Below are 19368 nucleotides of genomic sequence, written 5' to 3'. Positions count from 1 at the left end.
ACCGGGTGCCGGCGAAGCGACGCGGAACGGACACGGTCCGGGAGGACGAGGGGCTGCGGCTCCCTCGTCCTCCCGGCTTGTTCCGGCGTTTCTGGGCGCGCCATCCCGTCCTCGCCGACGTCCTGCTCGCCCTGCTCTGCATCGTCCTCACGATCACACCCGCCGCGCGCATCGACGATGCCGACCGCGGCCCCGTCGGGCTCGTGCTCGCCGCCCTGCTGCCGCTCTGCGTGGTCGTGGCCTCCGCCACCCTGCTCTGGCGCCGACGGAAGCCCTGGCTCCCCGCGATCGCGGCGATCCTGCTCGACGTCTTCCTCCTGTTCACCGCGCTGCCGGGGAGCAGCCCGCTGCTGCTGTTCGCCGGCTACTCCCTCGCCGTCTACCGCTCCACCCGTGCCGCGTGGACCGCTTTCGGCATCGGCGTCGCAGCCAGCGCCTCGGGAGCCGGGCTTCTCCTCTGGGCGGGCATCTTCACATTGCAAGAGGCGGTCAACGCCCTGCTCGGCACGGTCGTGCTCGGTCTCATCGGCACTCTGATCGGCGCGAACGTCGGGAGTCGGAAGCGGTATCTCGACGCTGTCATCGACCGCTCGCGACAGCTCCTCGTGGAGCGGGACCAGCAGGCGCAGCTCGCCGCGGCGGCGGAGCGGGCACGGATCGCGCGGGAGATGCACGACATCGTGTCGCACTCCCTGACCGTGGTCGTGGCACTGTCCGAGGGCGCGGCCGCCACTCCGGACCGCGAACAGGCACGCGCGGCGGCCACCTCTGCGGCGGATACCGCCCGCAGCGCGCTCACCCAGATGCGGGCGATGCTCGGCGTGCTGCGGGATGACGACGCCCCGCTCCTGCTCGCGCCGGTCTCGCCCGCCTCTCCGCAGGAGACGGTCGCGGCCGCGCAGCGGACCGGGTATCCGGTCACCCTCGCCACAGCGGGCCAGGCGGAGGTGTCGTCCGATGTCGCCCATGCGCTCGGCCGGATCGTGCAGGAGGGACTGACGAACGCGATGCGGCATGCGCCGACCGCTTCGACCGTGTCCGTGCGCCTGGAGTACGCGCCCGGTACCGTGGTCATCGAGATCGTCAACGACGGTGTCGCAGGCACTCCCGGAGAAGGGGGCTTCGGCCTCCGGGGTCTCCTGGAACGCGCCGCTCACGTCCGCGGCACACTGGAGTCACGGCCGGACGGTGCGGGCCGCTGGCTCCTGCGCGCCGTCCTGCCGACATCGTCCGAGGCGCCGGCCGTGTCGCCGCGCGGGGAGGGGAACACATGACATCGCCCATCCGTGTGCTCCTGGTCGACGATCAGGAGCTGATCCGTCTGGGGTTCCGCATGGTCCTGGAGGCGGAGCCCGACATCGTCGTGATCGGAGAGGCGGGGGACGGGAAGGCGGCGATCGCGCAGAGCGCCGCGCTCGCCCCCGACCTCGTGCTCATGGACATCCGCATGCCGGAGCTCGACGGGATCGCGGCGACGACGGCCATCGTCGGCGCCCACCCCGAGACGAAAGTGCTCGTCCTCACGACCTTCGATCTCGACGAATATGCCTTCGGTGCGATCCGCGCCGGAGCCAGCGGGTTCCTGCTCAAGGATGCGCAGCGCCAGGAGATGCTCTCCGCCGTCCGTGCCGTGCATCGCGGGGACGCCGCCTTGGCGCCGAGGATCACCCGCGTGCTGCTGGAGCACGTCGGCACGCAGCTCGGGACCGCCGCTGTCGACGAGGTCGCGGATGCCGGGTACCGGTCCCTGACGGAACGCGAGCGCGAGGTGTTCGTCGCGATCGGCCGGGGGCTCACCAACGCCGAGATCGCGACGACTCTCTACGTCGGCGAGTCCACCGTCAAGACGCACGTCGGGCGGATCCTGGCGAAGCTCGGGGCACGCGACCGGATCCACGCCGTGATCCTCGCGCACCGGCTCGGCCTCGTCGGTCGGTGAGAGCGGGTCAGCCCTGCGGCGGTGTCCAGGCCGAGACGCGATTCAGGCGCTCGACCTCTTCGGGCGAAAGCTCCAGCCGCGCACCGGCGAGCAGATCCGGCACCTGATCCACCGTCCGGGCACTCGCGATGGGCGCGACCACGGTCGGCTGCGCACGCAGCCAGGCCAGGGCCGTCGCGGCGACCGAGGCGCCGTGCGCTCCGCCGATCTCGTCGAGGGCGTCGATGATCCGCAGCCCTGCCTCGGTGGCGTACTTCGCGGCGCCGGCGGCCCGCGGAGATCCCTCTCCCCCGGCGTCCGTCGAGCGGTACTTGCCCGTGAGGAAGCCGCTCGCCAGCGCGTAGCACGGCACGAGGCTCAGCCCGAACTCCTCGGCGACGGGGATGATGGTGTCCTCGACGTCGTTGCGGTGCACGAGGTTGTAGTGCGGCTGAATGGCGACGGGACGCGCGACGCCGAGTCGGTCCGCGATGTCGATCCACTGACGGATGCGGTCGGCCGTGTAGTTCGACACCGCCACGTGCCGCACGAGCCCGTCCGTGACGAGGGCGCCGAACGCCTCGACCGTCTCCTCCAGCGGCACGGACTCGTCGTCGAAGTGCGCGTAGTAGAGGTCGATCTCGTCCACTCCGAGGCGAGCGAGCGACGCTTCGGCCGCCCGACGGACGTTGCCGGCCGACAGACCGCGGAAGGCCGGATGCTGGCTGACCTTGGTCGCGACGACGACCCCCTGGGGCCGCCGCGACGCGAGCCACGCACCGATGATCGTCTCGCTCTCGCCGCCCTCGTTGCCGGCAACCCATGCGCTGTAGGAGTCCGCCGTGTCGATGAAGTCGCCACCCCCATCGACGAAGGCGTCGAGGACGGCGAAGGAGGCGTCACGGTCGGCCGTCCAGCCGAACACGTTGCCGCCGAGGGCGAGGGGGAAGACGTCGAGGTCACTGGAGCCGATGCGGGTCATGTTCGAGACAACCGCGACGAGCGGCGCGAACATTCCCGGAAGCGGAACACGAAGATGCGCAGGTGGCCGGGGCGGGGTGCCGACCACCTGCACCCCAGTAACATAACACCCTCCGAAGTTATACGCGATATGCGGGCGTGCACTGCATCTTGGCGTCAGACGTTGCCGAAGTTGAGACTCACCTTCGCCACCTTCGTCTGGCTCACCCCGCCTTGGGGACTGCGCGCGGCCACAAAGAGGTGGTTACCCGACGGAACAGGAATCATGGTGCTGAACTCAATCTGAGCGATTCCCCCGACGACACCGGGGAAGGATCCGGCGAACCCCCCGCTGTAGACGCCGGTAGAGGCGTTAAGCAGGTAGTACTGAAGAAGCAGCGTCTTCTCGGGCGTGAGACCGGTGAAGTACGCATGTGTCGTCACCTGGTAGAGGCCGGCGCCGCCCGCCCCAGCGGCCATATCGAACACGCCAGCTGAGAAGTAGAGTCGTGTGTTCGCACTCGTGCCGATAAGGGCGGTGTAGTCGCCCTGACGGCGATGGTAGATGGGCACGATGTCCTCCGGTTGTGTAGATGGCGGTGTGTTCGATCCCGTGTACTCCCAGTGCCACGCCTCCGGGTGGGCTCCGGTCGGCTCAGCCCATGCCGGGTGAGTCCACCCGTAGGCTGCCGCGTGAGCCTTCATCCAGACGTAGATCGGATTCGTCCAGGCGGTCCGGGGCACGCCGATGTCGATGGCGAGGGCCCAACCATGGTTGGACGTGCCGGGAACAGCCGCGAACCCGCAGTTCCCCTGGCTGCACCAGTAGTTCCGCGCCTCGACCTGGCCCGCATAGTCCCTGTACGCGTCATTGAGCGGCAGGTCTCGACCGAATGCGGCGCGAAATGCCTTGTTGAGTTCACCCAGCGCCTGAACCGCATCCGAGCGGAGTCGACGCGCCGTGTTCCATGGCACTGTCGAGAGCGATGAAAGCGGGATCCTCCCGTTCGCGTGCCCTCCCCATGCTCCGCTCCGCAGCAGAAGCGGGGCGGCGGCGGCCGGCGCTGCCAGCGCCGCGTTCACGCCCAGCGTCCCCGTGGCAATCGCTAGGCCTGCGGTCGTCAACAAGCCACGTCGCGAGATTCCGTGAAGTGTGAGCTTCGGTACCGTCATCGACGGAGAGGACTCGGCGTCAACCATCTGTGGCTCGCATTCGTCGGAGATCGGTCTGATCGTGCTCATAGGTCGCCGTAGTCGAAGGCAGGTGCCTGCAGCTGGGTGACAGCAGCATCCGCCAGATGAAGTCGCACGAAGTCGAGCCCGACCGCGCCCGGGCGCGTCAGCGACTGCGCGGACGGGACCTCGCGGATCGAGATCCCCAAGGCGTCGTCTCCTTCGCCGACGTCTACGGCCCCGGCGGCCTCCGCCGCTGCACGACCGGTACCGACGGACACACCCTCCAGCGTGCCGATCTCAACACCGCCCACGGAGGCTCGTGAAACCGATACTGTCGCGCCGGCGCCCATCGGCTTGAGCACGCGGATGCCATCCCAATCGAAATAGGTCACTTCGTAGCCGTTCGGATCCTCCGTCACCGCGGGTGCGCCACCGAGGATCCCGTCGAGGGCAACGACGAGAGCCTCTGCGTCCTCATAGATGAAGGTTTCCTCCTGGCCATCCGAGACAAAGGTGATAGCTCGATTGCCTAACGTGAGAGAGGTCATGCTCGGAGCGTATGGGTGACGAGTCCATCGCGTCTGTCCTCACTTCGACCTACAGACAAGATGCCGCTGGTTCGATACAGTCAAAGGAATGGTCATGAATTCGCTAGACGATCAAGCATCTCGTTCGACTAGCGACCGCCTCACGCGCGCACTCGTCCACTGGGCATGATGAACTCTCAGCTGAGGCCCGCGGCCAAGGCATAGCCGTAACGGTCCTGCGATCACCGAAGATTAGAGAGCCGACTACGGGACTCGAACTCTACTTTGCGCTGCGCTGTATCGTATTCCCCGCATAATCTCTGGCGCCGTCAACCACCTTCGACCACTGTTGACCCCCTTCGGATACGTGCATCTGTGGGCAAAGGGTGGGCACGAGCACGCGTCGGTATAGTCGGCGTCATGAGCACCGTGATCGAGCACAAGAGCGTCGACGGCAGAGCCGTCATCACCGACACGCACTTGATCTTCGAGTACAACTTGCTCGGTCGAGTCGGGCGCATGACGAAGCGGTCGGAGATTCCGCTCGACAAGATCTCGGCGTATGACATCGTCACCGGTCCAATCATGTATCTCCGCGTCTCCGCCGATGGGTGGTCGGCAACGCCCGACCCCTCCAAGTCGGCACTGGCGTTCGCTCTCCACCCACGCAAGTCCTATGCAGAGTTCGTGTACGAGCTGCGCATGGCATCGGGAGCAGAGATGCGTCGGATCGACGTTCCTACTACCCCGTCCGCTTCCGCTCCTAGCGCGCCGACGCGCGCCGCCCGACTTCCGTCGGCGGAGTTCGGTGGCTACAAGCTCCGTGACGGCGTACTGAAGAGCGGCGGCAAGTCGGTCAGCGTGCAGGGCGCGGAGGCGGAGGCGACGCAGGGCGCACCCTCTCAGCGCTCCACTCTCACTCGGATGGGAGCAGGCGCACTCATCGCGGGTCCGATCGGCTTCGTCGTTGGGGCCGTCGCGCGGAAGAACACGTCGAAGTGCTATGTGACGATCGGCGTTCCCGATGGTGTGGTCGTCATCGAGAGCAAGGCGAAGGAGTTCCCCGACGCCGTGCGCTTCACCGACGTGGTGAATCGCACTGCGCAGCAGCTCGCCGCGGAGTATGCCCGCCGCGCGTAAGAGTCACGTTTTCGACGGGGGAAGGAACACCCGGCCAATGCCATCGCGATCCCTGCACCTCGACGTCGCGCTCAGTGTGAGGTTGTCCGCCGCGATGTCTGTGCGCTGGGCGCGTCCAGTTGCGCCATGTCGTCGCGTTGCCTTCGATCGCTCGACACCAACGGGATGACGGTCGACAGTCGATCTGACCTGACCTGTCCCCCATACGGCCTACAGACGGTAGCGGTGGCCGCAAATAACCTCTCCATGTAAGCGCCTCCAACGGGGATGGCGATCGATCGGAGGAAGCAGTGTTCAAGAGATCTGCTGCAGCTGCTGCTGCGGTGATGGGATTGGTCGGGGCGATGGTCGCTTCCCCGGCGATGGCGGACAACGCCAATCCGGTGACCCCAGAGTTCTCTGGGGTGGTCGAGAGTTCGAACGGCGTGTCATTGGACGGAGCGACCGTGCAGATCTCGGCCTGGCCGAGCAACGAGGTCCTCGCCGCCCTGAACGAAGGCGATCCCGTACCTATGACCCCAGTCGGCGTCGGAACGACGGGGAGGGACGGCCGCTTCTCCGTCCCGGTCGATACGGCATTGGCCGCACGAAACGTCCGGGCGGACGGAGCGGTCAACTATCAGGCGTTGGTGTACGGCCCGGACGGGTCCCTGATCTCGGACTATTCGTTCGCCCAAGAAGAGAACCTGCGGGCGGGCGTCCGGTCCCTCGACATCGAAGCGTCTGTTTCTTCGCAGGAGTTCAATGCGCAGGCGACAGCGGCGAAGCAATCATCGTCATTTTCGATCGCAGCTGCGGCGGCGGCCTGCGGACAGATAGACGGGGGCGTTGCAGGCAACTACTGGGTGCAGGTGGGCAGGGTCGGGTCATCGGCGACTAGTGGATTCTCCGCCTCATTCTCATATTCGTCGTCGCAGAGTTCGACACTTGGCGTTGCAGTGAAGACGCCGAGCGGATCCTGGGGCGCGAGCGGGAGCGTCAGCGTGAGCAGGGCAAGCTCCACGTCAACGACGTGGCCCGCGCTCACGGGATCGGGCGGTCGCGCCTTTAAGACACAGTTCCAGTACAAGGTCTTCAAAACCGTTTGCACGGGCACCGGGGAACAGTCACGTTCGCTGCGTCCCGTTGCTCACGTGGGAGGAACCTCCACGAGCACCGCGTCTGTCAGCGCTTCATATTGCACGAGCTATGTGTCCGGATCCACATTCACTCGTTCGAGTTCCACGGCACAGACCATCTCGGGCGGCGCCGACGTTTCGGCCTACGTCGGATTCGATCTGAGCGCAAAGACGGGGTACTCCACCACGAGCAAGGTGACGATCAAGTTCACTGCAGCCAAGTCACTGTGCGGATCCCAGGGATACCCAGGAGCGACGCCCGGAACTCTAGTAGTGAAGTAGACATGACTTCACGGAACCCGAACCGTGTGGCTGCCGCCGCGATGGCGGCGGCCACACTGGTGCTCACCGCGTGCACCCCCTCAGGACCCGCGTACCTTGCCATGGGGGGCGACGTGGGAACGCTCTGCATACCCGCTGCCAACAACGAGGACATTGCTCTAGGAGAGACCGTGAAGGCCGAGTCAGACGTCACCGTCTCGTCCGTGGAGCTGCTCGACTCAGCGGGCTTGAAGACCGTAGGCTCCGCATCGGTGATAGCGCTCAGAGACGGAGCAACAGCGATTGGCGCTCAGCCGGTCGCGGCCCTCAGCGATGAGGTAGGGGGCCTGTGGGACGAGAGAATCCCCGCCGAATCCGCTCGACTGGAAGCAGGACAGCACTACTCGGTTGTCGTAGTGGTGAAGCTCGAGGGACAGACCGGCATAGCCCAACGGATGCGAGTGAATTACGAGACGCCCGGGGGTCTCAAAAGCACAGCAGAAGGAACCACGGCATACGAACTCGCGCCGAATTGCAACTAAGCTGTCGGCCCAACGACGAAAGACCCCCACCCGCCGGAGGCTGGGTGGGGGTCTACTCGACTCTGGCACTCAGGAGAACATGCTCTCCTGGTGGTCTCGGACGAGGGCACCGAGGTCGGGCTCAGCCTTCGGTATGTCCGCCCAGGTGCCGTCTTCGGTCCGCTCGGGCGTGATCTTCGGCGCGCGCGTCGGATCTGCCGGGAGGGTTGCAAGGACTAGTCGGAGCAGCGAGATGAACGCGGCTCCGAGAGCGGCTTGCAGCACGACCGGCCAGTCGACGTCCGAGAGAAGGACCCCTCCGGTGAGTCCGGCGGCGAGGGACTGGCCGAAGGTCTTCGCGACGCGTTCGAGCGCGGCGAGCCACCAGGGCAGGTCGACGCCCTCGTACTCGGGCAGGCCGAAGAGCGATGTCGCGAACGAGAGGATCGCTCCGACCGTGGCGGCCGATGCGGCCATGAGCCACGGGACGAAGGCGAACTGCGCGGCGGCGATGTACGGGACCGCGATGGCAATCGCGGTGTAGACGGCGCGCAGGACTGCGGCCTTCCACCAGGCAGGGTCGGTGAGCTTGCTCATGGTGCGGGTTCTCCTTCAGTGGGTGTGGGTATGTAGATCACGGCCTGTCGGATCGCCGGGATCTCGGTTTCGCTCTCGGCGGCGGCGAGCCACACGGGCGTCGCCGTGAAGCCGGACGGTCCCGCCGGACCTGCTGGCCCGGCGGGACCGGTCGGCCCGGGGGTGGTGCTGTCTGCCCCGTCATTGCCGTCGGCTCCGGGTGCCCCTTGGTCGCCCTTGTCGTCGGCCGGTGCGGTGCATGCCCCGGTGGTGAAGCACTCCGCGACCGCGGCCTGCAGCTGCGCCGCGGTCGGCGGCGGCGCGTCCGCCCCGTCCTTCCCGTCGCGGCCGTTTAGGACGACGGGAGCGGTCGGCCTCGGTGCGGGCGCGGGGTCGACGACGGGTGTCTCGCCCAGACTGATCTGGTCCGCGAGCGCCTGGCCCTGCGTCTCGGACTGGGCGAGCCGGTCCTTGACGTAGGCGAGTTCCTCGCGGTTCGCGGTGCTCGCAATCGACGAGAACACCGCGAAGCCGATCGAAGCGAGGATGAGGAGCCCGAACAGGATCCTCGAGAACCACGTCCACCGGTTCGCGCTGCGCGCGACTCGGTCGACAGTCGACGAGGGCTCAGTGTCGGTGTGTTCGGTCATGGCAACCCCAATCCGTCACGGATGAATGAGCCGAAGATCGAGAAAGACGACAGCGACACCAGCGAGGCCGATCGACGCCCGCGGTCGGCCACCCACTCCGGCTTGTCGTTGTCGTCGGCCATGTCAGCCTGCCGATCGCAGATAGAGCGCGTGCGCGCGGGCGGTGCCGTCGGCGACGGCCTTCCAGAGCAGGTAGTCGTCGCCGTAGATCTCGAGCATCGTGTCGAGCGCGACGATCGCGGACATCGGCGTGCGCGTCTCTCCGACGAGGGCGCACCAGGTGAGCTCGGCGGCGAAGTAGACGGGAACGTCGGCGACGTCCTTCACCCAGAGCGGCACCTTGACGCCCCAGGCGAGAGCGTGCGCCGCCCACTCGGCGTCGGACTCGAGAAAGCCGTTCAGGATCGAGTCAGGCCAGACGAGGTTGATCAGCTGGTGCTTGTCGGCGCGGCCGCCCATGCCGCCCTGGCGGTGCTGCGGGACGATGCGCGCGGTCTGGGTGCCGGTCATCACGCACGCGCGACCGTGCTCGGCGTCGAGCTTCGCGAGCACCCTCCTGGGAACGTGAACACCCATGCGATTCCTCCATCGAGTGGCATTGACAGGCGCGGCTCTTCGCGCACATGTAGGGGGTCTTGCAGGGCAGGCAGACGTAGCGGCGCTCGCGCGGGAGCGGCGTCGGCTGGGCGCTGAGCGGCAGGATCTTGCCCATCAGAAAACCCCCAGCGTCTCGGCCGTCATCTCGGCTCGGGCGGTGGCGAGCGCGGCTCGCTTGGACTCGTGGAACTTCCGCGCGAGCACGGCCTCTCGGCGCGCGACGATGTAGGACTCCGGGAAGAATCCGTCACCGCGCTTCTCGTGAGCGGCGACCTCACGGTCGTAGCCCTTGAGGGCCTGCGCGAGGCGCTCCTCGGCGCGAGCGAAGGCACGTTCGGCCTTCTCCGCGGCCCGCGCCTTCAGCTGTGCGAATGCGGCGACGGTGGGATCCGCCTCGACGACGATGCGCTCGATGACGGGTTCCTGCTTGCGCGTCTCGACCGGGGCGATCAGCGCCTGGAGGATGGCGAAGGCGAGCAGGGGCGGGACAGCGTTGCCGATCTGCAGGAACTGCTTTCCGCGCGACCCCTGGAAGGGGAACGGTGCCGGGTATGTCTGCAGCGTCGCAGCCTCGGACACGTCCATGCGGTAGGCACCGCTTCCGGCGCGGTCTCCGTACTTTTCGCGCGCGGCTTCCTCCCCGAGTCGGGCGATGTCGCTGGCGTTGACCTAGACAAAGAAGGAGGCCGAGCTCTTCCTCGCATCGGTCACCATGTCGAAGGCCCGCGGCGAGTACCTCGACCCCTCACACGCGCGCACCATGATCGCCGAGCTCTACCCGACGTGGCTCGCAGGGAAGGCGAGCCTGAAACCCTCGGCGTACGCTCAACTCCCGATCGCGTGGCGCCTGCACGTCGAACCGCGATGGGGCGGCCGAGAGGTCGGCGGCATCCTGCCCTCCGAAGTGAAGGCGTGGGCGATCGAGCTCACCCAGGACAGGCCCGACGGCACGAAGGGACGAAGCGCGACCGTCGCACTCCGCGCGCTAGGCATCCTCGCCGGGATCCTCGACACAGCCGTCGATGATCGCCGCATCTCACGCAATCCCGCGCGCGGCCTCAAGAACCTCCCCCGCAAACCGAAGCGAAAGGCCGGCCGGGTCTATCTCAGCCACGACCAGGTGCACCGCCTGTCCGCCGAGTCGTCGCGGCCAGAGCTCGTGCTCACCCTCGCGTACACCGGACTCCGATGGGGCGAGGCCGCCGCGCTCCGGGTCCGCAACGTCAACCTCCTTCGCCACAGGCTGCACGTCGAGGAGAACGCCGTGCAGGTCAACGGTGTGATCCGCGTCGGCACGCCGAAGACGTGGCAGCTGCGATCGGTGCCGTTCCCGAAGTTCCTAGTCCCGCTGCTCGAGCGGTGCGCACTTGGCAAGGGACCAGACGATCTACTGTTCGGTGACGGCATTGCCCATCTGCGCCCGCCCCGGTTCGGAAACGGCTGGTTCGACGGCGCAATCTCCCGCCTGCAAGCCGTCGATGCGACCTTCCCTCGCATCACGGCGCACGACCTCCGACACACCGCCGCCTCCCTCGCGGTCGCCGCCGGTGCCAATATCAAGGCGCTGCAGCGGATGCTCGGCCGCGAGTCGGCGAGCATCACCCTCGACGTCTACGCCGACCTCTTCGACGACGACCTCGACGCCGTTGCAGAGAGCCTCGCCACCGCTGCGAAGAAGCAGAGTGTGGGCAAATCGTGGGCAGGGCTTCTCGCTTAGCAACGACGAAGGCCCGCATCCCCTGTGTCTTCTAGGGACGCGGGCCTTCATGTGTGGAGCCGACTACGGGACTCGAACCCGTAACCCCCGTTTGACGGATGGCCAGTCCATGCGTGTACTTGCGTGCACCTTCGGCGCAATTCCACCGAGTCGGTACAGCCATATACAGGCAGGTACGTCGGCAAAACCACGACTAAACCATGGATTCTCGGAGGGGCGGGACCGCCCGATCATGCTGCTGTCGTTCGAAGGCGAGCGGCCGCGCGACTCGCTGCCACCGTGGGTATAGTCAGCGTCATGAGCGCAGCGATCGAGCACAAGAGCGTCGACGGCAAGGCCGTCATCACCGACACGCACCTGATCTACGAGTTTGGTCTTCTCGCTCGCGTTCAGCGGCAGTCGAAACGCACTGAGATCCCTCTCAACGAAATCACGGATATCAAGCTGATCCCCGGCACCCCGGCGTACTTGCAGGTCGCGGTCGAGGGGTGGACGACGTCGGACGTCCCGAACCTCTCCGGCCTTGCCTTCGCGGTCAACAATCGCGACTACGAGCCTTTCGTCGCTGCCCTCCGAGCCGCAACCGGTGTCGAATCGGTGAGGACCGTGGCGGGGTCGCAGAGGTCGGCAAAGCCAGCCGCGCTACCATCCGCAGACTTCGGCGGCTACAAGCTCCGTGACGGCGTGCTGAAGGGCAGCGGCAAATCTGTCAGCGCGCAGGGCGCGGAGGCGGAGGCGACGCAGGGCGCACCCTCTCAGCGCTCCACCCTCACTCGGATGGGGGCAGGCGCACTCATCGCGGGTCCGATCGGCTTCGTCGTCGGAGCTGTCGCGCGGAAGAACACCTCGAAGTGCTACGTGACGATCGGCGTTCCCGACGGAGTGGTAGTCATCGAGAGCAAGGCGAAGGAGTTCCCGGACGCCGTGCGCTTCGCCGACGCGGTGAATCGCACCGCGCAGCAGCTTGCCGCGGAGTAGGCCCACCGCGCGTTAGACTCACGTTCTCGGCCGGAGGAAGGACACCCGGCCATGCCAGCACGAGGCCTCTCCCCTGCGGTGAAGCTCAGCATCGCCCTCGACGCGATCTGCTCCCGCAACCGGTACGCCACCGACCCGGCACCCGTGATCGCCGAACTCCGCGCGACCGCCGGCGACCGCGACGACGTGCTCGCCGAAGCCGTCGGCACCTGGGTCGGCTACTTCGAGGACGAGCACGTCGCCGTCTTATGCGCCGCGCTGCGCACGCTTCCGGGCCTCGAACCGTGGATCGCACTCGGCCAGCACCGCCGGTCGATGCCCGACCACCGGACACCGCCAGCAGCGTATGGGACGTAGGCCGGGGTGCGGTCGCTCACCTCGCTGAGTCTGTGTGCCCGCTACTCTTTGTCCATGGATCTCGCGTGCCCCTGGACGACGAATGAGCTGAAGCGACTCGGCCGTCACATCCGCGACGAGACTCCACCGGCTGACAACCACCCGACGTACGCAGAGGTCATGGTCTGGTACAACGACGTCGCAGCAGATGTGCAGAAGCGGATCACGTCGCTGAACTGGCCCCCGCTGCTGCTGGACCGCCCGTGGGAAGTCACGTCGCGGGCGAAGACAATTGACACGCTGCGCGACAAGTTACGGCGTGACCGATCCACGCCGCTGCCGAGCGTGCAGGACTTCGCGGGGGTCCGGTTTGAGGCGGAGATGTCGCTCGACGAGCAGGACGCGGTCGTCACCGCGATCTGCGGCATGTTCGATCACGACGAAGACAGCTGCGTAAAGGACCTTCGAGCTGACCCCCACAGCGGCTACCGGGCTGTTCACATATGGCTGCGTCTGCCAGTCAGGGTCGAGGTACAGGTCAGGACCCATCTCCAGGGCGAGTGGGCGAACACGTATGAGTATGCCGCCGACCTCATGGGCCGCGAGATTCGCTACAACTATCTCCCCGACGACCCCGTTGAGCGCAACGTCGTCAAGGGTCTGCACGACCTCTCGACGCAACGGATCGCCAGAATCGAGGAGGATCGGAACGAGATCGCGAGTCTCGAACTAGATATAGAAGAGGCTGAACGTCGTGTCGGCGCGACGGCTCCCGATGGGATTAGAGCTAGAATTGCCAGACTCAAGGAACGCGGTTTGAAAAACGAGAGACGGTTGAGGGAAGATCTCTCGTTGCTGCAAACGTTGTTCCAGGATGAACGCGATGGAAGGGAATAGATTCGATGCCTGGCTTCGTAATCGAGTACCACCGTCCTAGCGGCGACCGACGTGTGACAGCGTTTCCGGGTGCCCAGGGACATCGAGACGCTCTCCAGTACCGGCTCGAGTTGGAAGCGACGCGCGCCAACGGGGACTGGGAGATCGCCTCGCTGAACTCTGACTCGCTTGAGACCCTACAGCGCACCCACGCTCGTTACTTCTCGGGCAAGGAGCTCCAAGCAGTCTGACCGCCCCCAACGACGAAAGACCCCCACCCAGCCAGGAGGCTAGGTGGGGGTCTCGTCTTTCGGCGTCACTTGCGGGTGAGTTCGGCCACGTTGTCGGTGCCGGTGTCGGCGCCGTCCTGCATGGCGCGCCACTGGCGGCGGGTGAGTCCGGTCGCGTTGCCGTCGATCTGAGCGACCACGAACTTCGCGGGGGCGGAGCCGGCGCCGATATGGCGGAGCCATTCGTCGACGGCGGGGATTGCCATCACACGGGCGATCGCCGCGCTGATCGCGGCGAGCGTCGTGACCGCGGCCGTCGCCCAGGCGATCACCGGGCCGGGCACGACGTCGGCGACCGCGTCGATGATCTGCGGGGCGACGACGACGGTCGTTGCGAGGACGGCCGCCGCGGCGATGAAGACCTGCACCGCGGTGCGGATCGCTCGCTGCAGCGGGAACCAGATCTTGCTCATGAAGTGCCTCCTGGGTTCTGCCGGCGCTTGCCGGCGGTCGTTTCGATCGCGTCCCACTGGTCGCGTTCGCTCTTTCGGATTTGGCCGATCTCTTCGCGGATGCCGAGGATGTCGCGGGCCTGGAAGTTCTGCGTCTGTTCGACGCCGTACAGGCGAGAGTCGGTCGCTTTGACGATCCGCTTGATCTCGTCGATGTCGTCTCGCAGGATCGTGGAGGAGTGGGAGTTCACGACGTGCTCAGCCGTCTGCGACGTGTTCTTCCCCACCGCGTTGAGCTTGGGGATGATGACCGCGCCCAGGCTGCCGAGGAGCGCGATCAGCGCGAGCATGACCTGGTTCGGGTCGATCTCCCTGCCCGAGCGGAGCGACGCGATAAGAGCGACGGTGACGACGGCGACGGCCACGGCTGTGCCGATGGTGGCGGCGAGCCACCACCCCCAGCCGATCTTGCTCGAATGCTGAATCTGGTGTGCTCCGCCGGTCTGTTCCGGCTCGTCCATCAGGCGTTCGGGATCTTGTTGGCTTTGGCCTTGCTGACGCCGCGCTTGAACTTTTTGCCGGCCTCGAGTGCGGCCTCATACTCGGCGGACGGCAGGGCGCGCTTCTTGCCGGTCCAGGGGTGCACCACGTAGGCGGTGTCGAGCTCCTCGCAGTAGAAGTAGAGCATGTCCATGAATTCCTCCTCGGGGATTGCGGTGGCGGGCTTTCCGCTCGCCGCGGGGACAGGGTCGAATCGGTGCTTGTCGCGACTCGGGAAGTACTCGAAGTGCCAGCGCTCGACGAGGGTCCACACGCCGCCGACCCACCGGTAGACGGTGCGGATCCAGCCGTGTTCGGCCATGAGCGCGACGAACTTCTGCGCCTCGTCGCTGTCGATGGCGTCACCGATCTGGTGCACGCTCGGCGGATCGTTGCGAGGGTTGATCGCGATCGGCCAGCCGTCGCGGCGGTACTTCTGCCAGTGCTGGTCCTGCTGGAAGAACGACCGGCCTGCCTCCGTGATCTGGAGACGGTGGCCGATCGCGCGGTCGATGCGGATGATCGATGCCGCGGCCTCTTTGGTCAGCCAGCCGCGACCGCCGCCAAGGTCGACCTTGGACCGGGGGTACTTGCTGCCGCCCATCAGCCGCGCTCGATTCGCACGAGCGTGCCGTCGTCGTCGAGGCCGACGTAGAACGGCTCGCCGTCGGCCGGGTCGATCAGCGCGACGTCAGGACCGTCCTCGGCGGCGAGGAGCTCACACAGCTTCTCAGGGTCCGAGACGGCGACGAGCGCGCCGGGGGTTTCGGGGGTGTCGGACATCGCGCAACCTCCTGGTTAGTCCTGAGCCCCCGGGGTGACCGGGGGCTCGACGGTGGATTCGGTGTCCTCGGCGATGTCCGCCGGCGCGGGTGGCCGGTAGTCGAGAATCGCCTGGGCGTGCTCGGGGTAGTGCAGGGCGAGATGGAAGCCGATCTCCTCGGACGAGTCGACAGGCAGACCGGCCGTGACCATGACGGCGACGAGGAGCGCTCGGAGTTCTTCGTTCATCACGCCCACCTCACTGGTCGGATCGTGCCGATCGCGTAGTTGCACGTATGGGTGCCGCTGCTCACGTTTCGTCGGGACCAGAACGTGAAGGTGGTGGGTACGCCCCCGGGCAGCCGGATCCGTTTCGTCGGGGCGTTGATGTGCGTATCGACGGTCGACGAGCAGAAGGGCGTCCAGCTCGACATGCTGGCCCCGCCGTCGGGCGGCGAGTCCGGCGCAAGCGTCGCGCCTCCGGTGATGTTGCAGCCGATCATCACGTATCCCCCGCCGGACGACGCCTTCACGACGGCGCCGACGGTGACATCGACCCACAGATCCCGCGGTGGCGTGTAGACGAGAGAGGCGTTCGGGACTACCTGCCAGGACGAGGCGCCGCCGGTGAGTTGGAAACCCGAGGGACCGTAGAACCAGAGCTGCTTTGGCAGTGCGGGGCTCGCTGCCTGGACGATGAGAACCCGTCGGTGCTGCTCGACGCAGACCACGCGATCGCCGGTGCGCAGCTCCGGGAGCGTGGTTTGCGGGGTCAGGGGCAGCGGCTCGGCGTCGCCGTCGAGCTGCACGCGCAGGGGATCCGCCTGTGTCACGGTCCCCCACCGGATCACGGGCGTCAGGTCCACGCGCGTCCAGAGCTTGTCGAGCTGCTCGATGATCGGGCGCAAGAGGTCTTGCATCGGTGCGAGGAGACCTGCCATCAGAGCACCTCCCGCCATTCGGCCTGCACGTCGGTGTCGAAGGTGAAGGAGAACGACATGCGCTGCACGGTCGCGAGGCGGCGGCGGCCGTCTTCAGGGGTGAAGGCGACGAGGTCGTTCGGATCGAGCGCGAGCATCGCGTGTGTCACGGCGAGTCGGGAGACCGGGGTCATCGCGTCGATCAGCTTGCGAGCCGCGTACTGATCGATCACGGCCTGACTCGCCGCCTCGACGCCTTCCTCGGTGGCCGTGATCCAGCGGCCGCGCTGCTGGAAGGAATACGGCGAGCCCGGGTCTTCGTTCGTCGCGACGCCGACCAGCGGCGGCGCCTCCTCGTCTCCCTGCCCCACGGCGACGAACCGGTTCGGCACCGAGGTGTGGTCCTGCTCGCGATTCCAGTCCGGGAAGTGGAGGCTCTTCTCTCCGTGCTCGAACTCGAACGCGACCGGCCGAGAGGCCGGGTCGACGTACGGCTCGACACGGAACAACCCGGACCCATCGCACCAGAGCGACCAGTACCCGGCGGCCTGCAGGAGGTCGTTGATGATGGTGAGCTTCGAGGTGCCCGCCTCCCATGTGAGACCGGCGGTCAGCACGGCGGCCGAGGCGGTGGCGGCGATGCGCGTCTCGCCGGTGGACTCGATGAGCGCGACCACGGTCGGGATGATCGCGGTCCCGGCGGGGAGCGTGTAGCGACCCTCGACGGTGTCCTCGTTGGGGACGTTCATCTTGGTCAGCAGACCCACCGAGTACGAGACCCCCATCTCGGTGTGGTTCTCCCTCGGCGAGCTGAGCAGGTAGGTGCCCATGGGCCACGAGCTGTCCCCGGCGGTGAACAGAGCGCGCACGCGGTGGCGCATCCAGTCGATGTCCTGCCGGTGGTCGATGTCGAGGGAGCCAGAGCCGCCGAGCGCGCTCTGAGCGACGATCTCCCCCGACCCCCCGGTCACCCCGTCAAGGGTGCCGAGGGGGCGGTCCTCGCTGTCGAGGAGTTCGAACGACCAACCGTTCATCGAGTGGCCTCCGTCAGGGTGAGGCTGTAGCCCCAGACGCCCTCCCATCCGTCCGGATGAGGAGTCGACGACTGGCGCGGCAGCTGAATGTCACCGATCGCGCCGTAGATGCGGCGCCCGTCGGGGTCGCGGAACAGGAACAGCTCGGTCTCGAGCTGTGCGATGCGCACGAGCTCTTCGACGCCGGCGGTGGCCTCGTCGCGGTCGAACGTGCGGCCGGAGATGCCGACCGTCCGGGAGAGCGCCTGCCCGGTCAGTGCAACCGGGTGGGTGCGGCCCGCGTAGCGCTTCAGCGCCCGTTCCCGTCCCGCCGTGATCTGGATGCTGGGGTCGTAGGGCAGCCGTGCTGTGACTCCGAACCCCTGGCCTCCGGCCAGCCACACGACGTCCGAGCGCGCCTCGACCGCCAGCTCGGTGACTGCGGTCGCTCCCTCTGCGGTGAACGCGGTTGCCCGATACCGAACATCCCCGAAGCTGACCGACTCGAAGTCGAGTACTACGGTGTCCTGCGCAAGCTCCGCGACGAGATCCCAGGTCTCTCCGTCGTCGTGTGAGCGCTCGACGATCACAGCGGCGGTCGGCACGGCGTCCGGATCGTCTGAGAGCGTGATCGTGAGTTCGACACCTCCCTGAGATTCGTCCCATTCCCCGAACAGGGCGGGCTCTCCGGGCGGGTCGAAGACGACGGTGAAGGCTTCCTCAGCCCAGTCCGACCAGATGTCACCGGTCGCCGCGCGCACGCGCACAGTCCAGTCGGCCGCGGTGAGGCGGCGGTTGAGCGTGGCAGACGTCGCCGCCCCGCTGCCGGCGCGCGACTCGACCACGTCCCCGGCCGCGTTGAGCAGCTCGAGCTGCCAGGCTGACTGCGGGCGGCCCTGCGTCTGCAACCACGACCATTCGACGGGGAGGACGGACGCCTCCCAGACCGTGTCCGGCTGGGTGATGGCCACTCCGGGGCGCTCAACCACATCGGTTGTAGCCGTCGCGGACCATGCCGAGAGCGCCGGGTGCGCGCCCTTTGTCCGCACCTGCCATTCCCATGATCCCGATACGAGTGCCAGCTCACGGAACGCCGCCGTGGTGCCCGAGACGGTCGTCCAGGTCGACCCGCCGACTGCTCGGTACTGGAGCTCGTAGGCGGACTGCGCAGACGCATCGATGGGGTTGTGCGTCCATGAGAGCCGCACCTGCTCATCGCTCGGACGTACCGCACCATTCGGGGCGAGACCCGTCGGAGCATTCGGGACGGAAAGAATCTGGACCGTGTTGGACGGTGCGGACAGGGCGCTCGTAAGCCCCTGCCGGACGCCCTTCATCGTGTAGGTGTGCGGAACGGTGGGGTTCGGGTTGACGTGCGTCCACGGCAGGTACTCCACGCCCGACGCGACGAAACCTACGCCGTCGTAAATCTCGTACGAGTCGACCCATGCGGTCCCGTCCTCGTCGAAGCGGAGACCGACCTCGATGTTGTTCCCGACGCGCTTGGCGACAACGTGCGTCGGCGGTGCCGGGGTAGTGAAGATCGTCGCGATGTTCGACCATGCGGACTGCCCCGCGGCGGTGCGACCGGCGACGCGGTAGTCGTACTTGTGGTCGAATGACGTGTTCACGTCGGCGAACGTGTACGCGTTCCCCGACGGGATGCCGATCTGCTGCCACGCTCCGTTGTCGACCCGCCGCTGGACCACGACGCTCGTGTAGGTGGCCTTGCGCGACCAGTTGAGGATCTGGATCTCCTCGTTGTGGCGGGTTGCCGAGAGGCCGCTCGGGGCTGCCGGCTTCGCCCGGTTGATTCCAACCGACAGTGACGCTGCGCCGCCGAGTCCCATCGTGCCAGTGGCCTGCTGCGACAGCGTCGCAGTCCCGCTCGCGGTAAACGTCCGGTAGGCGAGAAGCTTGACTCCGAACCCCGCCGGGAGCGTCGTCGTGTACGCGGTCCCGTTGATGGAGAACCGATACGTCCCGACGTTGGTCTGCGGGTCGCCGCACAACACGTAATAGCGAACCGTGGTCCCGTCGTCGGTGATTCGCAGCGTGCCGGCGGATCCGACGCTCTTGTCAACCATGTGGACTCCTCGA

25 protein-coding genes are annotated in these 19368 nt (G+C 66.9%); 9 read left to right on the top strand and 16 right to left on the bottom strand.

The features are described from left to right. The first annotated feature begins 5 nt into the window (after positions 1–5). Together B2W79_RS08200 and B2W79_RS08195 are read left to right on the top strand one after the other, a co-directional pair. Positions 6–1274 (top strand): sensor histidine kinase, encoded by a 1269-nt coding sequence (locus tag B2W79_RS08200; RefSeq protein WP_292788519.1) that lies wholly within the window; start codon positions 6–8, stop codon positions 1272–1274. Continuing rightward, positions 1271–1939 carry a response regulator gene (locus B2W79_RS08195; protein ID WP_292788517.1) on the top strand — a complete coding sequence of 223 codons (669 nt, stop codon included), beginning with the start codon at positions 1271–1273 and terminating at the stop codon, positions 1937–1939. Before B2W79_RS08200 ends, B2W79_RS08195 begins: the two co-directional genes overlap by 4 nt. 7 nt (positions 1940–1946) lie before the next feature. Here the strand turns inward: B2W79_RS08195 and B2W79_RS08190 are convergent, their stop codons facing one another. The 3 genes from B2W79_RS08190 to B2W79_RS08180 form a co-directional block, all read right to left on the bottom strand. Further along, a complete protein-coding gene (locus B2W79_RS08190; protein ID WP_292788566.1) occupies positions 1947–2900 on the bottom strand; it encodes an aldo/keto reductase in 954 nt (317 codons plus the stop codon). 155 nt (positions 2901–3055) lie between these two features. Then, complete coding sequence (locus tag B2W79_RS08185) at positions 3056–4120, bottom strand: M15 family metallopeptidase (protein WP_292788515.1); 1065 nt, start codon at positions 4118–4120, stop codon at positions 3056–3058. Beyond that, the gene (locus B2W79_RS08180) at positions 4117–4602 is read right to left on the bottom strand and encodes a hypothetical protein (RefSeq protein WP_292788513.1); all 486 of its coding nucleotides are present in this window, start codon (positions 4600–4602) and stop codon (positions 4117–4119) included. The genes B2W79_RS08185 and B2W79_RS08180 overlap by 4 nt, the downstream gene beginning before the upstream one ends. A gap of 399 nt (positions 4603–5001) precedes the next feature. Between B2W79_RS08180 and B2W79_RS08175 the strand changes: the two genes are divergently transcribed. The 3 genes from B2W79_RS08175 to B2W79_RS08165 all read left to right on the top strand — a co-directional run bounded on the left by B2W79_RS08175 (position 5002) and on the right by B2W79_RS08165 (position 7642). Beyond that, the gene (locus B2W79_RS08175; protein WP_292788512.1) at positions 5002–5721 is read left to right on the top strand and encodes a hypothetical protein; all 720 of its coding nucleotides are present in this window, start codon (positions 5002–5004) and stop codon (positions 5719–5721) included. A gap of 290 nt (positions 5722–6011) precedes the next feature. Next, positions 6012–7121, top strand: a complete 1110-nt coding sequence (locus B2W79_RS08170) for a hypothetical protein (RefSeq protein WP_292788510.1) — start codon at positions 6012–6014, stop codon at positions 7119–7121. A 2-nt stretch (positions 7122–7123) separates the two neighbouring features. Further along, positions 7124–7642: a hypothetical protein gene (locus B2W79_RS08165; protein WP_292788508.1), complete on the top strand. Its 519-nt coding sequence runs from the start codon at positions 7124–7126 to the stop codon at positions 7640–7642. Between the two features lie 69 nt (positions 7643–7711). Here B2W79_RS08165 and B2W79_RS08160 read toward each other — a convergent pair whose 3' ends face one another. From B2W79_RS08160 to B2W79_RS08140, 5 genes are all read right to left on the bottom strand, one after another. Next, positions 7712–8218, bottom strand: a complete 507-nt coding sequence (locus B2W79_RS08160) for a holin (protein WP_292788506.1) — start codon at positions 8216–8218, stop codon at positions 7712–7714. Next, positions 8215–8847, bottom strand: coding sequence for a hypothetical protein (locus tag B2W79_RS08155; protein ID WP_292788504.1), 633 nt, complete (start codon positions 8845–8847; stop codon positions 8215–8217). The genes B2W79_RS08160 and B2W79_RS08155 overlap by 4 nt, the downstream gene beginning before the upstream one ends. Then, positions 8844–8969, bottom strand: coding sequence for a hypothetical protein (locus tag B2W79_RS08150; protein ID WP_292788502.1), 126 nt, complete (start codon positions 8967–8969; stop codon positions 8844–8846). The genes B2W79_RS08155 and B2W79_RS08150 overlap by 4 nt, the downstream gene beginning before the upstream one ends. A 1-nt stretch (position 8970) precedes the next feature. Beyond that, positions 8971–9423: a hypothetical protein gene (locus B2W79_RS08145; protein WP_292788500.1), complete on the bottom strand. Its 453-nt coding sequence runs from the start codon at positions 9421–9423 to the stop codon at positions 8971–8973. 135 nt (positions 9424–9558) lie between these two features. Continuing rightward, entirely contained in the window at positions 9559–10098 is a 540-nt protein-coding gene (locus B2W79_RS08140) for a DNA cytosine methyltransferase (RefSeq protein ID WP_292788564.1), read from the bottom strand. Positions 10099–10156: 58 nt separating this feature from the next. On the opposite strand from B2W79_RS08140, the gene B2W79_RS08135 reads away from it, so the two are divergent. From B2W79_RS08135 to B2W79_RS08120, 4 genes are all read left to right on the top strand, one after another. Beyond that, positions 10157–11161 (top strand): tyrosine-type recombinase/integrase, encoded by a 1005-nt coding sequence (locus B2W79_RS08135; RefSeq protein ID WP_292788498.1) that lies wholly within the window; start codon positions 10157–10159, stop codon positions 11159–11161. A 297-nt stretch (positions 11162–11458) separates the two neighbouring features. Further along, complete coding sequence (locus B2W79_RS08130; protein ID WP_292788496.1) at positions 11459–12139, top strand: hypothetical protein; 681 nt, start codon at positions 11459–11461, stop codon at positions 12137–12139. 51 nt (positions 12140–12190) lie between these two features. Beyond that, entirely contained in the window at positions 12191–12496 is a 306-nt protein-coding gene (locus B2W79_RS08125; protein ID WP_292788494.1) for a hypothetical protein, read from the top strand. A 54-nt stretch (positions 12497–12550) separates the two neighbouring features. Further along, positions 12551–13372, top strand: coding sequence for a hypothetical protein (locus B2W79_RS08120; protein ID WP_292788492.1), 822 nt, complete (start codon positions 12551–12553; stop codon positions 13370–13372). 295 nt (positions 13373–13667) lie between these two features. On the opposite strand, the gene B2W79_RS08115 is transcribed toward B2W79_RS08120, so the two are convergent. The 8 genes from B2W79_RS08115 to B2W79_RS08080 are packed head-to-tail and all read right to left on the bottom strand — an operon-like array spanning position 13668 to position 19355. Next, positions 13668–14054 (bottom strand): hypothetical protein, encoded by a 387-nt coding sequence (locus B2W79_RS08115; RefSeq protein WP_292788490.1) that lies wholly within the window; start codon positions 14052–14054, stop codon positions 13668–13670. Next, positions 14051–14554, bottom strand: a complete 504-nt coding sequence (locus B2W79_RS08110) for a hypothetical protein (protein ID WP_292788488.1) — start codon at positions 14552–14554, stop codon at positions 14051–14053. Before B2W79_RS08110 ends, B2W79_RS08115 begins: the two co-directional genes overlap by 4 nt. Then, entirely contained in the window at positions 14554–15177 is a 624-nt protein-coding gene (locus B2W79_RS08105; RefSeq protein ID WP_292788486.1) for a hypothetical protein, read from the bottom strand. Before B2W79_RS08105 ends, B2W79_RS08110 begins: the two co-directional genes overlap by 1 nt. After that, positions 15177–15356, bottom strand: coding sequence for a hypothetical protein (locus B2W79_RS08100; RefSeq protein WP_292788484.1), 180 nt, complete (start codon positions 15354–15356; stop codon positions 15177–15179). The genes B2W79_RS08105 and B2W79_RS08100 overlap by 1 nt, the downstream gene beginning before the upstream one ends. 15 nt (positions 15357–15371) lie before the next feature. Further along, positions 15372–15584, bottom strand: coding sequence for a hypothetical protein (locus B2W79_RS08095; RefSeq protein WP_292788482.1), 213 nt, complete (start codon positions 15582–15584; stop codon positions 15372–15374). Further along, on the bottom strand, positions 15584–16255 hold the full coding sequence (locus B2W79_RS08090) for a hypothetical protein (protein ID WP_292788480.1): 672 nt from the start codon (positions 16253–16255) through the stop codon (positions 15584–15586). Before B2W79_RS08090 ends, B2W79_RS08095 begins: the two co-directional genes overlap by 1 nt. Before the next feature lie 20 nt (positions 16256–16275). Next, entirely contained in the window at positions 16276–17289 is a 1014-nt protein-coding gene (locus B2W79_RS08085; RefSeq protein WP_292788479.1) for a hypothetical protein, read from the bottom strand. Then, on the bottom strand, positions 17286–19355 hold the full coding sequence (locus tag B2W79_RS08080) for a fibronectin type III domain-containing protein (RefSeq protein WP_292788477.1): 2070 nt from the start codon (positions 19353–19355) through the stop codon (positions 17286–17288). Before B2W79_RS08080 ends, B2W79_RS08085 begins: the two co-directional genes overlap by 4 nt. Positions 19356–19368: the final 13 nt, after the last annotated feature.

Source organism: Microbacterium sp. UBA7513 (assembly GCF_002478345.1).
Classification (GTDB): domain Bacteria; phylum Actinomycetota; class Actinomycetes; order Actinomycetales; family Microbacteriaceae; genus Microbacterium.
Note: the sequence above shows the minus strand (reverse complement) of the source record. Positions and strands in the feature narration are given on the sequence as shown.

Bases quoted from the DNA above. Each gene is read 5' to 3' on its own strand.
- B2W79_RS08165 (WP_292788508.1), top strand. From the start codon at position 7,124: ATGACTTCACGGAACCCGAACCGTGTGGCTGCCGCCGCGATGGCGGCG.
- B2W79_RS08135 (WP_292788498.1), top strand. From the start codon at position 10,157: ATGTCGAAGGCCCGCGGCGAGTACCTCGACCCCTCACACGCGCGCACC.
- B2W79_RS08160 (WP_292788506.1), bottom strand. From the start codon at position 8,218: ATGAGCAAGCTCACCGACCCTGCCTGGTGGAAGGCCGCAGTCCTGCGC.
- B2W79_RS08115 (WP_292788490.1), bottom strand. From the start codon at position 14,054: ATGAGCAAGATCTGGTTCCCGCTGCAGCGAGCGATCCGCACCGCGGTG.
- B2W79_RS08105 (WP_292788486.1), bottom strand. From the start codon at position 15,177: ATGGGCGGCAGCAAGTACCCCCGGTCCAAGGTCGACCTTGGCGGCGGT.
- B2W79_RS08175 (WP_292788512.1), top strand. From the start codon at position 5,002: ATGAGCACCGTGATCGAGCACAAGAGCGTCGACGGCAGAGCCGTCATC.
- B2W79_RS08110 (WP_292788488.1), bottom strand. From the start codon at position 14,554: ATGGACGAGCCGGAACAGACCGGCGGAGCACACCAGATTCAGCATTCG.
- B2W79_RS08080 (WP_292788477.1), bottom strand. From the start codon at position 19,355: ATGGTTGACAAGAGCGTCGGATCCGCCGGCACGCTGCGAATCACCGAC.
- B2W79_RS08145 (WP_292788500.1), bottom strand. From the start codon at position 9,423: ATGGGTGTTCACGTTCCCAGGAGGGTGCTCGCGAAGCTCGACGCCGAG.
- B2W79_RS08150 (WP_292788502.1), bottom strand. From the start codon at position 8,969: ATGGCCGACGACAACGACAAGCCGGAGTGGGTGGCCGACCGCGGGCGT.
- B2W79_RS08095 (WP_292788482.1), bottom strand. From the start codon at position 15,584: ATGAACGAAGAACTCCGAGCGCTCCTCGTCGCCGTCATGGTCACGGCC.
- B2W79_RS08155 (WP_292788504.1), bottom strand. From the start codon at position 8,847: ATGACCGAACACACCGACACTGAGCCCTCGTCGACTGTCGACCGAGTC.
- B2W79_RS08190 (WP_292788566.1), bottom strand. From the start codon at position 2,900: ATGACCCGCATCGGCTCCAGTGACCTCGACGTCTTCCCCCTCGCCCTC.
- B2W79_RS08085 (WP_292788479.1), bottom strand. From the start codon at position 17,289: ATGAACGGTTGGTCGTTCGAACTCCTCGACAGCGAGGACCGCCCCCTC.
- B2W79_RS08180 (WP_292788513.1), bottom strand. From the start codon at position 4,602: ATGACCTCTCTCACGTTAGGCAATCGAGCTATCACCTTTGTCTCGGAT.
- B2W79_RS08130 (WP_292788496.1), top strand. From the start codon at position 11,459: ATGAGCGCAGCGATCGAGCACAAGAGCGTCGACGGCAAGGCCGTCATC.
- B2W79_RS08120 (WP_292788492.1), top strand. From the start codon at position 12,551: ATGGATCTCGCGTGCCCCTGGACGACGAATGAGCTGAAGCGACTCGGC.
- B2W79_RS08090 (WP_292788480.1), bottom strand. From the start codon at position 16,255: ATGCAAGACCTCTTGCGCCCGATCATCGAGCAGCTCGACAAGCTCTGG.
- B2W79_RS08195 (WP_292788517.1), top strand. From the start codon at position 1,271: ATGACATCGCCCATCCGTGTGCTCCTGGTCGACGATCAGGAGCTGATC.
- B2W79_RS08100 (WP_292788484.1), bottom strand. From the start codon at position 15,356: ATGTCCGACACCCCCGAAACCCCCGGCGCGCTCGTCGCCGTCTCGGAC.
- B2W79_RS08185 (WP_292788515.1), bottom strand. From the start codon at position 4,120: ATGAGCACGATCAGACCGATCTCCGACGAATGCGAGCCACAGATGGTT.
- B2W79_RS08125 (WP_292788494.1), top strand. From the start codon at position 12,191: ATGCCAGCACGAGGCCTCTCCCCTGCGGTGAAGCTCAGCATCGCCCTC.